At 70.3% G+C, this 14304-nt stretch carries 18 protein-coding genes and 1 pseudogene; all 19 read right to left on the minus strand.

Going from position 1 to position 14304, the window contains the following annotated elements:
- Window positions 1-212 (minus strand): annotated as a pseudogene (locus tag AC07ZS_RS22650) (hypothetical protein); the annotation flags it as partial.
- A 7-nt stretch (window positions 213-219) separates the two neighbouring features.
- A complete protein-coding gene (gene hypE, locus AC07ZS_RS22655) occupies window positions 220-1332 on the minus strand; it encodes a hydrogenase expression/formation protein HypE (RefSeq protein WP_494800785.1) in 1113 nt (370 codons plus the stop codon).
- Window positions 1329-2489, minus strand: coding sequence for a hydrogenase formation protein HypD (gene hypD, locus AC07ZS_RS22660; RefSeq protein ID WP_494800786.1), 1161 nt, complete (start codon window positions 2487-2489; stop codon window positions 1329-1331). The genes hypE and hypD overlap by 4 nt, the downstream gene beginning before the upstream one ends.
- On the minus strand, window positions 2486-2722 hold the full coding sequence (locus AC07ZS_RS22665) for a HypC/HybG/HupF family hydrogenase formation chaperone (RefSeq protein ID WP_494800787.1): 237 nt from the start codon (window positions 2720-2722) through the stop codon (window positions 2486-2488). The genes hypD and AC07ZS_RS22665 overlap by 4 nt, the downstream gene beginning before the upstream one ends.
- On the minus strand, window positions 2713-3888 hold the full coding sequence (locus AC07ZS_RS22670) for a Kae1-like domain-containing protein (RefSeq protein ID WP_494800788.1): 1176 nt from the start codon (window positions 3886-3888) through the stop codon (window positions 2713-2715). The genes AC07ZS_RS22665 and AC07ZS_RS22670 overlap by 10 nt, the downstream gene beginning before the upstream one ends.
- Complete coding sequence (gene hypB, locus AC07ZS_RS22675) at window positions 3885-4745, minus strand: hydrogenase nickel incorporation protein HypB (RefSeq protein ID WP_494800789.1); 861 nt, start codon at window positions 4743-4745, stop codon at window positions 3885-3887. Before hypB ends, AC07ZS_RS22670 begins: the two co-directional genes overlap by 4 nt.
- Window positions 4746-4771: 26 nt before the next feature.
- Window positions 4772-5119 carry a hydrogenase maturation nickel metallochaperone HypA/HybF gene (locus AC07ZS_RS22680; RefSeq protein ID WP_382322558.1) on the minus strand — a complete coding sequence of 116 codons (348 nt, stop codon included), beginning with the start codon at window positions 5117-5119 and terminating at the stop codon, window positions 4772-4774.
- Window positions 5112-6266, minus strand: coding sequence for a hypothetical protein (locus AC07ZS_RS22685; protein WP_494800790.1), 1155 nt, complete (start codon window positions 6264-6266; stop codon window positions 5112-5114). The genes AC07ZS_RS22680 and AC07ZS_RS22685 overlap by 8 nt, the downstream gene beginning before the upstream one ends.
- Window positions 6263-6712: a [NiFe]-hydrogenase assembly chaperone HybE gene (gene hybE / locus AC07ZS_RS22690; protein ID WP_494800791.1), complete on the minus strand. Its 450-nt coding sequence runs from the start codon at window positions 6710-6712 to the stop codon at window positions 6263-6265. Before hybE ends, AC07ZS_RS22685 begins: the two co-directional genes overlap by 4 nt.
- Window positions 6713-6720: 8 nt before the next feature.
- Window positions 6721-6948, minus strand: coding sequence for a rubredoxin (locus AC07ZS_RS22695; protein WP_494800792.1), 228 nt, complete (start codon window positions 6946-6948; stop codon window positions 6721-6723).
- Window positions 6945-7823, minus strand: a complete 879-nt coding sequence (locus tag AC07ZS_RS22700) for a hydrogenase expression/formation protein (RefSeq protein WP_494800793.1) — start codon at window positions 7821-7823, stop codon at window positions 6945-6947. The genes AC07ZS_RS22695 and AC07ZS_RS22700 overlap by 4 nt, the downstream gene beginning before the upstream one ends.
- Before the next feature lie 15 nt (window positions 7824-7838).
- Window positions 7839-8342, minus strand: coding sequence for a thioredoxin domain-containing protein (locus AC07ZS_RS22705; protein ID WP_382322553.1), 504 nt, complete (start codon window positions 8340-8342; stop codon window positions 7839-7841).
- Between the two features lie 25 nt (window positions 8343-8367).
- Window positions 8368-8670 carry a HypC/HybG/HupF family hydrogenase formation chaperone gene (locus AC07ZS_RS22710; protein ID WP_494800794.1) on the minus strand — a complete coding sequence of 101 codons (303 nt, stop codon included), beginning with the start codon at window positions 8668-8670 and terminating at the stop codon, window positions 8368-8370.
- Window position 8671: 1 nt separating this feature from the next.
- On the minus strand, window positions 8672-9337 hold the full coding sequence (locus AC07ZS_RS22715; RefSeq protein ID WP_494800821.1) for a HyaD/HybD family hydrogenase maturation endopeptidase: 666 nt from the start codon (window positions 9335-9337) through the stop codon (window positions 8672-8674).
- Window positions 9338-9357: 20 nt separating this feature from the next.
- Window positions 9358-9693 (minus strand): HigA family addiction module antitoxin, encoded by a 336-nt coding sequence (locus tag AC07ZS_RS22720; protein WP_494800795.1) that lies wholly within the window; start codon window positions 9691-9693, stop codon window positions 9358-9360.
- 2 nt (window positions 9694-9695) lie between these two features.
- Window positions 9696-10418: a Ni/Fe-hydrogenase, b-type cytochrome subunit gene (cybH, locus tag AC07ZS_RS22725; protein WP_494800796.1), complete on the minus strand. Its 723-nt coding sequence runs from the start codon at window positions 10416-10418 to the stop codon at window positions 9696-9698.
- A 31-nt stretch (window positions 10419-10449) separates the two neighbouring features.
- Window positions 10450-11061, minus strand: coding sequence for a HupE/UreJ family protein (locus tag AC07ZS_RS22730; protein ID WP_494800797.1), 612 nt, complete (start codon window positions 11059-11061; stop codon window positions 10450-10452).
- A gap of 29 nt (window positions 11062-11090) precedes the next feature.
- Window positions 11091-12950 (minus strand): nickel-dependent hydrogenase large subunit, encoded by a 1860-nt coding sequence (locus AC07ZS_RS22735; protein WP_494800798.1) that lies wholly within the window; start codon window positions 12948-12950, stop codon window positions 11091-11093.
- Between the two features lie 32 nt (window positions 12951-12982).
- Window positions 12983-14065 (minus strand): hydrogenase small subunit, encoded by a 1083-nt coding sequence (locus AC07ZS_RS22740; RefSeq protein ID WP_291111419.1) that lies wholly within the window; start codon window positions 14063-14065, stop codon window positions 12983-12985.
- Window positions 14066-14304: the final 239 nt, after the last annotated feature.

A 14304-nucleotide genomic window follows, 5' to 3' on the forward strand; every position in this document is an offset into this window, starting at 1 on the left:
GCCGGCTGGGGCACGGGCTCGATCAAACCCAGCGCGAGCAAGGCCTGCAGTTGCTCACGCACCTGGGGCAGGCCGCGCTCGGCCATGCTGGCCACGGTGTCGCTGCCGTTCACCATGATGAGCACCGAGCGCATGGCCGCCGGCACACGGTCCGAGCGCTGCACGATCTCGGCGCGGCCGCGCGCGGTTTTCTGGAACACGGTGGCGGGCATGGCGACCTCAGCAGATCCGCGGCAGCTGTTCGCCGCTGAGCCAATCGACCACGCGCCGGCCGCCGAAACGCGTGGCCATCTGCACGAAGTGGTGCGGGTCGGCCGTCACCGTGCCGATGCGCGCGGCGTCTGTGCCCAGCGGGTGGGCGCGCATGGCCGCGAGCACGGCCTCGGCCGCCTCGGGCGCGCACACCGCGACCAGCTTGCCTTCGTTGGCCACGTAGAGCGGGTCCAGCCCGAGCAGCTCGCAGGCCGCGTCCACCTGCGGCCGCACCGGGATGGCGGCCTCCTGCAGCAGCATGCCCACGCCGGACTGGCGCGCGATCTCGTTGAGCGTGGTGGCCAGGCCGCCGCGCGTGGGGTCGCGCAGCACGCGCACCGCGCCCGGCGCGGCCGCGAGCATGGCCGCCACCAGCGTGTGCAAGGCGGCGGTGTCGCTCTCGATGGTGGTCTCGAAGGCCAGCGATTCGCGCTGCGAGAGCACGGCCACGCCGTGGTCGCCAATCGTGCCGGAGAGCAGCAGCACGTCGCCTTCGCGCGCGTTGCGCCCGCTGATGTCCACGCCCGGCGGCACCACGCCGATGCCGGTGGTGCTGATGAACACGCCGTCGCCCTTGCCTTTTTCCACCACCTTGGTGTCGCCGGTGACGATGGGCACACCGGCCTCCCGCGCGGCCTGTGCCATGGAGCGCACCACGCGCTGCAGCTCGATCAGCGGGAAGCCTTCTTCCAGGATGAAGCTCGCGCTCAGCCACAGCGGTGTGGCGCCGGACATGGCCACGTCGTTCACCGTGCCGTGCACCGAGAGGCAGCCCACGTCGCCGCCGGGGAAGAACAGCGGCGAGACCACGTGGGCGTCGGTGGCGACCACCAGCCGGCCCTGGCCGGGGTCGAGCGCGGGCAGGGGCAGCACCGCGCCGTCGTCGCCCTGGCGCAGCCAGGGGTTGTCGAAGGCGGCGAGAAACAGCTCTTCGATCAGCTGCGCGGCGGCCTTGCCGCCCGCGCCGTGGCCCATGTCCACGCGGCCGTGCTTGATGTCGAGCGGGCGCGTGTAGTTCTTCTTCACCGGGCGCGGCGCGGGCGCCTCGCCGCTGGCGGCCTGGTCGGTGTCGGTTCTCATGGCGTGGCCTCCTCGATGGCGGCGGTGGCGATGGGGATGTCGCGGAAGCGCCCGTAGGCGTAGTGCGCGGCGCAGGCACCTTCGCTGGACACCATGCATGAACCCACCGGGTTTTCGGGCGTGCACACGGTGCCGAAGATCTTGCAGTCGGTCGGCTTCTTCACGCCTCGCAGGATCGCACCGCACTCGCAGGCCTTGTTGTCGGCCACCGGGCGGTAGGTCAGCGCGAAGCGGCGCTCGGCGTCGAATTCGGCATACGCCTCGCGGATCTTCAGCGCGCTGTAGGGCACCTCGCCCAGGCCGCGCCACTCGAAGCTGGGCCGCAGCTCGAACACCTCCGACACCAGCGCCTGCGCCTTGAGGTTGCCTTCGCTGGTGACGGCGCGCTTGAACTGGTTCTCCACGTGGGCGCGGCCTTCGTTGACCTGGCGCACCAGCATCAGGATGGCCTGCATCACGTCCAGCGGCTCGAAACCGGCGATCACCACCGGCTTGCGGTACTCCTCGGCGAAGTGCTCGTAGGGGCCGGCGCCGATCACGATGCTCACGTGCGCCGGGCCCACGAAACCGTCGATGGGCACGGTGCCGTACTCGCGCACCTCGGGCGATTCCAGGATGTGCGTGATGGCCGAAGGCGTGAGCACGTGGCAGCACAGCACGCTGAAATTGGTGAGGCCTTCGCGCTGCGCGAGCTGGATGGTGAGCGCGGTCGGCGGCGTGGTGGTCTCGAAGCCGATGGCGAAGAACACCACCTCGCGCTGCGGGTTCTGGCGCGCCAGGGCCAGTGCATCGGCGGCCGAATACACCATGCGGATGTCGCCACCGCGCGCCTTGGCGCGGATCAGCGAGAGGCTTTCCGACGCCGGCACGCGCATGGTGTCGCCGTAGGTGCAGACGATGGCGCCCTGCGCGAGCGCCAGGCCGATCGCCTGGTCGATGCGGCCGATGGGCAGCACGCAGACCGGGCAGCCCGGGCCGTGCACCATCTTCACGTTGGGCGGCAGCAGCTCCATCACGCCGTAGCGCGAGATCGCGTGCGTGTGGCCGCCGCAGAATTCCATGAAGCTGTAGGTTCGGTCGGGGTGGGCTTCGGCGGCGATGCGCGCGCCGATCTGCTTCGCCAACTCACCGTCGCGGAATTCGTCGATGTATTTCATGGTGTGGCCTCCTCGTTCAAACGGGCCATCTCGGCGAACAGCGCCAGCGTGCGCTCCGCCTCTTCGGGGTCGATGGTGCCGATGGCGTGGCCCACGTGCACGATCACGTAGTCGCCGACCTTCACGTCGGCCACCAGGGCGATGGAGATCTCCTTGCGGATGCCACCGAGATCGACCACCGCCTGGTCGTGTGGCCGCAGCTCCACCAGCCGCGCGGGGATGGCTAGGCACATGGTTCGGTTTCCTTTTCGTGGGGCGTTGTCTGAACGGAAGCGAGAGATTCGAGCTGGCGCGCGGCCGCCCAGGCCTGGCCCAGGGCCAGCCCGGCGTCGCCACAGCCGTGCGGGCCGGGCCGGTGCACGCCGAGGCCGGCGCTGCGCAGGCGCTCGGTCACGCGCTCGCGCAGCAGGCGGTTGAAGAAGCAGCCGCCGCCCAGGCACACGGTGGTGCTGCCGTGGTCGCGCGCGGCGCGCGTGGCCCAGTGCGCCAGCGCATCGGCCAGCGCGATGTGAAAACCCGCCGCCGCCTCGTCCACGCGGTCGGTGCGCACGTCGAGCAGCGCGGCGAACAGGCCGCGCAGGTCGAGCCGGCGCTGGCCGTCGGGCAGGGTGTCGGTGAGCAGGTCCACCAGCGAGGCGGGCAGGGGCGGCTGCGCCGGGTGCAAACCGAGCCAGCGCGCGGCGGCGGCTTCGAGCGCGATGGCGGCCTCGGCTTCCTCGGTCTGGCGCACGCTCAGGCCCAGTGCGGCGGCGGCGGCGTCGAACCAGCGCCCGGCGCTGCTGGTGGGTGGGCAGTTCAGCCCGCGCGCCAGCATCTGCTGCACACCGCTGGCCGTGGCCTCGCCCACCACGGGGGCGAAGCGCGGCACGATCTCCGCGCCCCGGCCCAGCGCGTGCAGGGCGCTGGCGGCCATGCGCCAGGGCTCGCGCGCGGCGCGGTCGCCGCCGGGCAGGGCCAGCGGGTGCAGGTGGCCCAGGCGCTGGCCATCCGCGCCGTCCACCCGCAGCAGTTCGCCGCCCCAGGCCTGGCCGTCATCGCCCAGGCCCACGCCGTCGAGCGCGAGGCCGATCACCGGGCCTTCGATGCCGTGCTCGGCCACCACGGCCGCGATGTGCGCGTGGTGGTGCTGCACACCGACAGCGGGCACGCCCAGCGATTCGGCGAGGTCCATCGCCAGTCGGCTGCTGAAGAAATCCGGGTGCAGGTCGTGCGCCACCGCGGCCACCGGCCCGTGCTGTTGCAGCAGCGCGCGGGCCGAGGCTTCGAGCGCGGCGCAGGCGGCGGGGTCGCTCAGGTCGCCGTGCACCGCCGTCCAGTGGGCCCGGCCCTGCGCGTCGAGCAGGCACGCGGCGTTCTTCAGCCAGGCGCCGCAGGCGAGCACGGGGGTGGTGGCCATCATGCGTGGACGTGGTGATCGTGGTCGTGGTGCATCTGGTGGTCCAGCCAGTGCAGCCAGGCGTCCATGCCGTCGCCGGTGGTGGCGCTGAGCTGGATCACCTCGATGCCGGGGTTCACGCGCCGCGCGAGCTCGATGCAGCGCGCCACGTCGAAGCGCACGTGGGGCAGCAGGTCGGTCTTGTTGAGCACCATCAACGAGGCGGCGGCGAACATGTCGGGGTACTTCAGCGGCTTGTCCTCGCCCTCGGTCACTGAGAGGATGGCCACCTTGGCGGCTTCGCCCAGGTCCCACACGGCGGGGCACACCAGGTTGCCCACGTTCTCGATGAACAGCAGGCTGTGTTCGTCGTGGTGGTGATGGTGGTGATCGTGGTCATGGTGATCACCGTGGTGCGAGTGCAGCCGCGCGAAGGCCTCGGCCACCATGGGCGCGTCGAGGTGGCAGCCCTTGCCGGTGTTGACCTGGATCGCTGGCGCGCCGGTGGCGCGGATGCGGTCGGCGTCGAAGCTGGTCTGCTGGTCGCCCTCGATCACCGCCACGTGCAGGCCGGGCGTGCGCGCCTTGAGCTTCTCGATGGTGGCGCACAGCAGCGTGGTCTTGCCCGAGCCCGGGCTGGAGACCAGGTTGAGCGCGGTCACGCCGTGCGCGTGGAAGTGCGCGCGGTTGTGCGCGGCCACGCGGTTGTTGGCACCGAGGATGTCGGTCTCCAGCTTGATGGCGCGCGCCTGGCTCATGCCGGGCACCGAGACGCGCGCGGCGCCGGCACCGAAGTGCAGGTCGCCATTCGCGGGGTTCACCTGCAGCGCGGCCGGCGCCACGGCGGCGTCGTGCTCGCTGCATCCACATACGACACACATGGTCGGTCTCCTGTTTTCGTGGGGGTTCAATCATCGGCCACCTGCATGTCCAGCACGCGCAATTCAGCGCCACCGGTCGGCTGCAAATGGAAACTGCCGCAAGCCGGGCAGGCGTCGCCGCGCTGGGCCAGGGCCACGGTCTGCGAACAGCCCAGGCACCAGGCCTGGCCCGGGGGTTCTTCGATCTCGATCGCCGCGCCTTCGAGCAGCGTGCCGGGGGCCAGGGCTTCGAGCGCAAAGCGCAGCGCGCGCACGTCCACGCCGGCGAGCTGGCCGGCTTCGAGCCGCAGCGCCAGCAGGCGCTGAAAGCCTTCGCGCGCGGCCGTGTCTTCCACCAGCTGGAGCACACCACCGGCCAGACTGGCTTCATGCATGGTCGAGCTCCTGGGCGCGCGCGAGGTGCTCGATGGCGAAGGGCACGCAGGGGTCGAAGGCGGCCACCAGCAGGTGCACGCGCCGCGCGAGCGCGGCCTCGGGCAGGTCCGGGTCGAGCCGGGCCAGGCGCTGGCCCACCTCGCCTTGCGGGTGGAAGTTCCATTCGGTGGGCGCGACCACGCGGCAGGCCAGCACGCGCTGCGAGTCCGGGTCCACCTCGACCTGGTGCACCAGCAGGCCGCGCGCCATCTCCACCCAGGCCAGGCCGCGCCGCGGGCCGGTGGCCAGGGCGCCCCAGTCCAGCCAGCTGTCGCCGCCGTCGAGCGCCAGGCGCGCCAGCTCGGCCAGGCGGCTGCCCAGCAGCGCCCAGGGCGAGAGCGGGGCGTCGTCGGCCACGCCGGCCAGGCGTGTCCAGGGGCCGGTGTGGGCGCAGGCGCCGTTCCATTGCGGGCGCAGGGCGAAGGCCGGCTTGAGCGCGAGCGTGGCGCCCAGCATGCACAGGCCGGGCGGCTCCGCGTGCGGGCGCAGCGCGCCGGCCGGCGAGAGCGGTGCCACGCCGTCGGCGCTGCTGCACGCGCCGGCCACCAGCGCGGGCAGCCAGTGGTCGCGCTGGCGGCGGCTCCAGGTGTGCAGCCAGTCGGGGCCACCGGCCTGCCAGGCCGCGAGCCAGTCGGCCGGCGGCAGGTGCAGCAGGGTGTGCTGCAACCAGTCGCGCAGCGCCGGCCAGGGGTCGGGCGCGGTCTGCGTGGGCGCGGGCCAGTGGCGCAGCGCGGCCAGCGCGCTGGCCGCGCAGGCGCCGCGCTCGGCGGGGTTGGCGGCCAGCAGGCGCGGCCAGTCCAGGCCGATGCGGCGCACGTGCTCCATCGCGGTCTCGCGCCGCAGCAGCTCGGCCACGCCGGGCGACGCCGGCAGCAGGCCGGGTGCGGCGGCCTCGATGGCAAGCTGGCTGCACAGGCGGTGCGCGTGGCTGCAGAGGTTGAACAGGCTGCCCATGAGCCCGGGCAGGCGCGCCACCGGCACGCCGTGGCCCATGCGCGCGGCCCAGTCCTGCCGCGTGTTCATCAGGCCCAGCGGCGGCGGTGCGCCGGGGCGCATGCGCAGGCTGCCGGCCAGGTCCTGCAGGCCGGCGGGGGCCATGCCGTTCATGCCCGGCCTCCCAGAAAGAAAGCGCGGCGCGCGGGCATCGGCGGGGGTGCCGCCGGCGGCGCGGGCCGGGTGAGCGCCAGCGCTTCGCGCGCGGTCTCGCGCGCCAGGGCCTGGGTGCCGAACTCGCCCATGGGCGAGAACAGCGCGCAGGTCTCGTGGTAACCGATGGCGGGGTCGTGCGCGCCGATGAAGTCGAAGCGCTCGCTGCCGAAATCGCGCACGAAGCTGCGGCCCACCTGGCCGCCGTGCGGCAGCGCTTGCGCGGGCAGGCGCACCAGGCTCATGAACCAGGGTGTGATGAGCACGCCTTCGGCCACGGGGTCTTCGTCACCGGTCCTCGCCCACTCGAAGCCCACCGCTTCCACGCACAGCGCGGCATTGAGCAGCGGAACGCCCTGCATGCGCTCGGCCTGCACATGCCGGTAGAAGTCTTCGAGGGCTTGCACGCGGTTCATCATGGCAACAACAAAAACTGATCGGGCTCGCAATCACAGTTCGGGCAGCGCCAGTGCGACGGCAGGTCGGCGAAGGGCGTGCCGGCGGCGATCTGCCACTGAGGGTCGCCCACGGCGGGGTCGTAGACCCACCAGCAGATCTTGCACTCCAGGCGCGAGCCCGGGCGCAGCACCTCGCGGTTGCCGAGGTAGGAGCCCTCGAAACCCTCGAAATGCTCGCCGCTCATGTGGCCTCCAGCCAGGCCATGACCTCGCCCAGGCGCTCGTGCGAATCGCGCAGGTCTTCGGGCGCGGCCATCGCCACCTCGGGCATGTCCACCACCTCCACCGTGTTGAGGATCACCTTGTCCATGGAGTTGTAGTACACCACGCGCCAGCAGTTCGGCAGCCGCGTGTTGGAGATGCGGCAGTTGCCGTACCCGCGCGAGAGCATGAGCACGCGGCCGGTGCCGAGCTGATGGTCCAGGAAGCCGATGTCTTCGGGCGTGACGGGCAGCAGCGTGAGGTTGACCACGTGCGAAACCTGGCCGGGTTGCCAGCGCGCCACCTGGTCGCGGATCTCATCCACCAGCAGCGGTGCGTTCTGCACATTCGGCGGCAGCAGGCCGTTCCACTGCGGCGGGCTGGCCCACACGTCTTCGGCGGCGGTGGCGGCGAACAGCGAGGGCACCGGGCCGACCTCGATCGCGTCGTCCACCAGCTCGGCGTCGCGGCCTTCCTCGTGGCGCCAGGTCATGAGGCGCCAGACGCCGGCGAACACCGACTCCTGCACGCGCACTTCGAGGTTGCCCGCGCCCAGCTGCACGATGGCGCTGGCCTCGCCCTCGCCCAGCACCTGGTTGATGATGCGGAAGTCGCGCGGCGAGAGCTGGCGCAGCGGCACCAGGCCCGGGGCACCGCCCTCGGCGCCCTGCTCCAGCAAGGTCAGCACCTGCTGCAGCGCGGCGCGCGCCTGGTCCAGCCCCACCAGTTCCTCGGGCTCGGGCAGCACCGGCGGGCGGTAGGTGCTCATGTCCTTGGGCAGGGGCAGGTAGTCGAGCGACTCGTCTTCGGGTTGCGTGCCAGGGCCCAGGGCCACGAGCGGAATGGGAAAGTCTTTCATGGGGTGTCCTTGGGTTCAGTGGCAGCCGCCGGCGTCGCTGGAAGAAGAAGCCGCCGTCTTGCTCACGACGGGAATGCCGATGGTGGGCGGGCGCGAAGGCGGCATGCGCAGCGCGGCGTCCACGCCTTGCAGGTACACGTCCCAGTCCTGCATGCCGGCGATGGCGGTGACGTATTGCCCGCCGCGGAAGAACAGCAGCGAGGGCCAGCGCTGCGAGCCGTAGCGGCGCGCCACCGCGTCTTCGCTCTCGCGTGGCACGGCGGCCACCGCGAAGCGGCCGGCAAACACCTTCATGAGCTCGGGCAGCACGGCAGCCACGTCCTGGCCTTCGGGGAAGCGCACGGCGTCGCCGGCCAGCAGCAGCACGCGGTCGCCGGGCTGGGCGGCCCAGTCGGCCACGCTGGTCTCGTCGACGAGGGCGGCGCCGAACTCGCGCACCAGGCGCATCACCAGCGGCGCGGCGGGGTCGGTGCTGGGCGGGGTGACGGCCAGCGGGCGGAAAGCGGTCTCGGTGGTCATGACAAAGTCTCCTGAAGAATGGAATTCAACCGTTGGCGAGCTGGCGCAATTGCTCGGCGCTCATGCGCGAAGGCAGCTCGAAGCCGGCCTCGCCGCCCGCGCCCTGGCCCTGCATGGCGCCCAGCACGAGGTCGAGTGCGGCGTTCACTTCGCTGGCGCGCTCGGCGTCGATGCGCTCGCGCGCGTCGCCCAGGAACACCAGCAGCCAGTCGCCCGGCGCCACGTCGCCCACCAGCGCGGTGGTCACGCGGCGGCGCTCGCCGCGCCCTTCGCACAGCGCGTGGCCGGGCTCGATGGCCGTGACCTGCATGGGCATGCCGATGCACATGTCAGGCCGTCTCTTTCGGAAAGAAGCGCTCGTCGCCTTCGCGGCAGGCCGCGTCGGGCGCGGGGCGCTGCGTCTCGTAGGCGGCGAGCGCGAGCTCGTCCATCGTCACGGTCTCGCGCCCGCTCAGCGGCTCGCGGCGGGGCGCGGGCTCACCGCCCCAGCGCGCGATCTCGGCCACGGCCAGCGCCAGGGCTTCGTCCATCGCGGCCTTCACCACCGGGCGCAGGCTGCCGCCGTAGTCCTCCAGCTCCTGCGGCTGGCAGCCGATCAGCAGCACCTGGGCCGGGTACTGGCCGGTGAGCTGGGCGAGCGAGAGCACTTCCTGGAAGCCGGTCTGGTGCAGGCTCATCTTCTTCGCGCCCAGGAAGCGCGGCACTTCGTCGTCGCGCACCAGCTTCAGCGTGCCGGGGGCCAGGCCGTAGTCGATCGCGTCGAAGATCAGCAGGCAGTCGGCCGCCTGCACGTGCTGGATGAGGTACAGGCCTTGCGTGCCGCCGTCCACCAGCGACACGTGGGGCGCGAACTCGTGGCGCTGCTGCAGCGCTTCCACGCAGCGCACACCGAAGCCTTCGTCGGCCCACAGCAGGTTGCCGATGCCCAGCACGCAGATGGAGAGCGGGGTGTCACCGCTGGGGTGACAGGCGTTTTCAGGCGAGGTGAGGCTCATGGCGGACAGGCTCACAAAAATCAGGTGGAAGAAAGAAGGGCGGCCGCGCGCAGGCGCTTCCAGGCGTGGAAGCTGTCCCAGGCGGCCTGCTGCGCGAGCCAGAAGGCCGCGTCCACGCGGAAGACGCGCGCGCAGCGGATGGCGGTGTCGGGCGACATGGCGCGCTGGCCATGCACCAGCTCGTGCAGCCGCCGGCGCGACAAACCCAGCAGCCGCGCGGCCTCGCTCTGGTTGAGCGAGAGCGGGCGCAGGCAGGTGCGCGCCAGCAGCCGCCCCGGGTGCGTGGGCACGCGCAGCGGCACGCCCACCGGCGGCAGGGCCGGGGCGAGCTTGAAGGCAACTGCTGCGCGTTTCACGCTCATTCCTTGAACGTGCGGTGGCCGGAGATCATCGTGCTCACGATGCTCTGGCGGCCCATGATGTCTTCGCGAATGGCCGCGTAGATGTGCAGCAGCACGAAGGTCACGATGCCCCACATGCCCAGGCGGTGCCAGGTGTGCACGTCCTGGCTCTGGCCCATGAGCGGGATCACCCAGCCGAACAGGTGGTCTTGCCACGAGCCGGCCTGCGAGCCCTCGCTGTACAGCGCGAAGCCGGTGACGATCATGAAGATCGACAGCATCAGGTAGAAGGCGAACATCGCAAACCGCGCCAGCGGGTTGTGGCCCACGTACTGGTTGGGCTTGGGGATCAGGAACAGGTACCAGCGCAGCATGTTGAACACCTCGCGCCAGTAGGCCTTCTGGAACAACGGCACCCAGAACAGCTCCTTGGCGTGGTGGTTGCCCACCAGCGCCCAGTAGGCGCGCGCCACCAGGCCCACGGCCATGATGTAGCCCGCCGCGAAGTGGGCGAAGCGGATGTAGCCCATGAGGTAGTTCGCGCTGGCCTCGCCCGGCATGGTGGGCAGCGGCTGGCCGATGAAGTAGCCGGTGACGCACAGCACGGTGATCGACAGCGCGTTGATCCAGTGCCAGAGGCGCACCGGCACCTCGTACACATAGACCGAGCGGATCGTCTGGCCCTGCTGCAGTTCGAGCGCGTCCGCGTTGGCGTGCGCCGTGGAGGATGGGGTGGACATGGTGACCTCCTTGAAAGAGGGTGCTGCCGCGTCAGGCCGCGAGCTGGCCGAAGAGGTACAGGCCGGCCGCGCTCAGCAGCGCGCCCAGGCCGCCCAGCGCCCAGCCGCTGCGCTCGGCCAGCCAGCGCCGGATGCCCAGGCCGATGCCCACGCCGCCCACGTGCAGCAGCGCGGTGGTGAACAGAAAGCCCACCGCGTAACCGGCGAAACCGCTCTCGGGTGTTTCGGAACCGTGCGCCAGGCCGTGCAGCGAAGCGGCGGCGGCGATCAGCCCCAGGCCGATGGCCGGCGGCACCGTGGCGCGGCGCGCGAGCAGCAGCATGCCGCCGAACAGCACCACCGAAAGCGACACGCCGTGTTCAAGGTAAGGCACCGTGAAGCCGAGCATGCCCAGCGTGGCGCTGACGATGAGCGCCAGCAGGAAGGTGGCCGGGCCCTGCCAGGCCCTGGAAGCCGGCAGCGCCGAGACCGACCACACGCCCACGGCCACCATGGCCAGCAGGTGGTCGGGCCCGAAGGGGTGCACCAGGCCCTCGAACAGGCTGCTGGTGCCGTGGCCCGTGTGGGCCTGCGCGGCGCCGGCCGCGCCGGCCAGCAAGGTGGCGGCGATCAGGCCGCGCGCGGTGTTGCTCTTGAATGTCATGGGGGATCTCCTCGTTCTTGTGGGGGCGTTCAGCGAACCGTGACGCGGCTCATCTCCTGGCCGTCTTCGCTCATCACGTGGGTGGAGCAGGCCAGGCAGGGGTCGAAGCTGTGCAGCGTGCGCAGGATCTCCAGCGGCTGCTCGGGGTTGACCATGGGCGTGTTCATCAGCGAGGCCTCGAAGGCGCCGATCTGGCCCTTGTGGTCGCGCGGCGAACCGTTCCAGGTGGTGGGCACCACGCACTGGTAGTTCTCGATCTTGCCGTCCTTGATGCGGATCCAGTGGCCCAGCATGCCGCGCGGCGCGGCCACCGTGCCCACACCCTTGGCCTCCTTCGGCCAGGTGCTCGGGTCCCACTTCTCGATGTTGGCCGTGCTGGTGTCGCCGGCCTTGATGTTGCCGACCAGCTGCTTGAAGTCGTCCATCATCATCTCGGCGGCGTACTGGCTTTCCAGTGCGCGCGCCAGGGTGCGGCCGATGGTGGTGGGCAGCAGCTGCTTGGCGCTGTACTTGGTTTCGGGCATGCCCAGCGCCTTCGGGATGGCGCTGTTGATCGCCACCGCGGCCTCGTCCACCTGCTGCTTCACGCGCTGGCAGAACTTGTTGCCCTGCGTGGCGTGCGCATAGCCCAGGATGTAGCGCGAGAGCGGGCCCACCTCCACCGCGTGGCCGCGCCAGCGCGGCGACTTGATCCACGAGTACTTGGCCGACTCGTCGAGGTTCTCGATCTTGGTGCGCGTGCCCTTGAAGTTCGGGCCCTCGGGCGTGTAGTTGGCCTCGGTCACGCCGTCCCAGGGGTGCAGGCCCTTGGTCTCGTCGCCGTACTTGTACCAGCTGTGTGTCACGAACTCCTGCACCTGCTCGGGGTCGCGCGGGTCGATCTCGTGGATCTTGTTCCAGTCGCCGTTGAGGATCACGCCGCCGGGCAGCTGGTGCGTGCTGTGGTCGTAAGGCACCTTCTCATACGTGCCGTAGTCCGCCACGTTGGTGGCCGAGAGGCCGCCGCCGTACAGCCAGCCGGCCTGCTTGTAGATGGTGCCGATGGCCAGCACGTCCGGGATGTAGACGTTGTTGTTGAAATCGATCATCTCCTGGATGCGGGCCTGCACGAAATTCAGCCGCTCCATGTTGATCGGGGCGCCGGCCGCGCCGTTGCCGTCGATGTTGATCGCGCAGGGCACGCCGCCCACCAGGTAGTTGGGGTGCGGGTTCTTGCCGCCGAAGATGGTGTGCACCTTCACCCATTCCTTCTGCAGGTCCAGCGCCTCCAGGTAGTGGGTGACCGCCATCAGGTTGGCCTCGGGCGGCAGCACATAGGCCTTGGAGCCCCAGTAGCCGTTCGCGAAGGGGCCGAGCTGGCCGCTCTCCACGAACTTCTTGAGCCGGTTCTGCACGTCGCGGAAGTAGCCCGGCGACGACAGCGGGTGCGAGGGCGACACGATGTGCTGCAGCTCGCTGGTCTTCTTCGGGTCCGCCTTCAGGCACGAGACCACGTCCACCCAGTCCAGCGCGTGCAGGTGGTAGAAGTGCACCGCGTGGTCGTGCACCTGCAGCGTCTTGGCCATCATCTCGCGGATCAGGTGGGCGTTCAGCGGAATCTTGATGCCCAGCGCGTCTTCCACCGCGCGCACCGAGGTGAGCGCGTGGCAGCCCGTGCACACGCCGCAGATGCGTTCCACGAACGCCCAGGCGTCGCGCGGGTCGCGGCCTTTCAAGATGACTTCCAGCCCGCGCCACATGGTGCCGGTGGAGACCGCGTTGCGGATCACGTTGTTGCTGTCGAGGTTCACCTCGCAGCGCATGTGGCCTTCGATGCGCGTCACCGGGTCGACGACGATGCGCCGGCCCGTGTTGTCCATGCGGAAGCCTTGAGTTTCGTAAGCACCCATCTTGTGTTCCTCTTCGTTCTGGTTGTGGGGTGTCAGTGGCTGGCGGGTGCGTCGGTCTTGCGGGTGTCGCGGGCGCGCTTGGCCACCGAGATGGCGGCATGCGCCGCCACGGCCGCGCCCACCACGCCGGCGGCGGTGGCGCCGATCTGGTCGGCGTTGGCCTCGATGCCGAAGGCGTGGATGTCGGTCAGGCGGTCGTAGAACGAACCCTTGTCCCAGAAGCCGTCTTCCGAGCAGCCGATGCAGCCGTGGCCCGCCTTGATGGGGAAGCTCGTGCCCTCGTTCCACTGCACGGTGGAGCAGGCGTTGTAGGTGGTGGGGCCCTTGCAGCCCACCTTGTAGAGGCAATAGCCCTTGCGCGCGGACTCGTCGTCCCACGCCTCCACGAACTGGCCCGCGTCGAAGTGCGGGCGGCGGTAGCACTTGTCGTGGATGCGCTGGCTGTAGAACATCTTCGGGCGGCCCTGGCGGTCCAGCTCGGGCACGCGGTCGAAGGTGAGCATGTAGGTGATCACGCCCGTCATCACCTCGGGGATGGGCGGGCAGCCCGGCACCTTGATGATGGGCTTGTCGGTGATCACCTTGTGGATCGGCGTGGCCTGCGTCGGGTTCGGCTTGGCCGCCTGCACGCAGCCCCAGGAAGCGCACGAACCCCAGGCGATGATGGCCTTGGCGTCCTTCGCCACGTGCTTGAGCTTTTCAACGAAAGGCTTGCCCGACTGGATGCAGAACATGCCGTCTTCGTTCAGCGGCGGGTTGCCTTCCACGGCCAGGATGTACTGGCCCTTGTACTTCGTCATGATCTCTTCGAGGATCGCCTCGGCCTGGTGGCCGGCGGCGGCCATGAGCGTGTCGTCGTAGTCCAGCGAGATCATGGAGAGCACCACGTCCTTGGCCAGCGGGTGGGCGCTGCGGATGAAGCTCTCGGTGCAGCAGGTGCATTCCAACCCGTGCAGCCACAGCACCGGTGTGCGCGGCTTGTTTTCCATGGCGTGCGCGATCTGCGGCACAAAGGATGGCGCCAACCCCAGCGAGGTGGCCGTGAGCGAGCAGTATTTGAGAAAGCTGCGGCGCGAAATGCCTTTGCGGCGCATGACCTCGTAGAAGGTTTCCATGACGGGTTGTCTCCGGTGCTTGTTAGGGGCGGGGGGCGACGCGCTGATTTGCAAGTCGTGCGCCAGCCCGCTCCATGTCCGGGAATACCCTGGGGAGCGTGTTTAAGTGGTTGTTTTTGTTGGGGTGCGGCGCGGGGATTTGCGCGGCGCGGGAGGTGGGGGATTTAAGGGTGGAAGCGGAATTGTCGGTAGGTCAGCCGATGTGGAAAGAGGATTTGCAGGGGGCTGTCGGTTGTCCC

The sequence above is a fragment of the Hydrogenophaga sp. GW456-12-10-14-TSB4 genome, assembly GCF_059424305.1.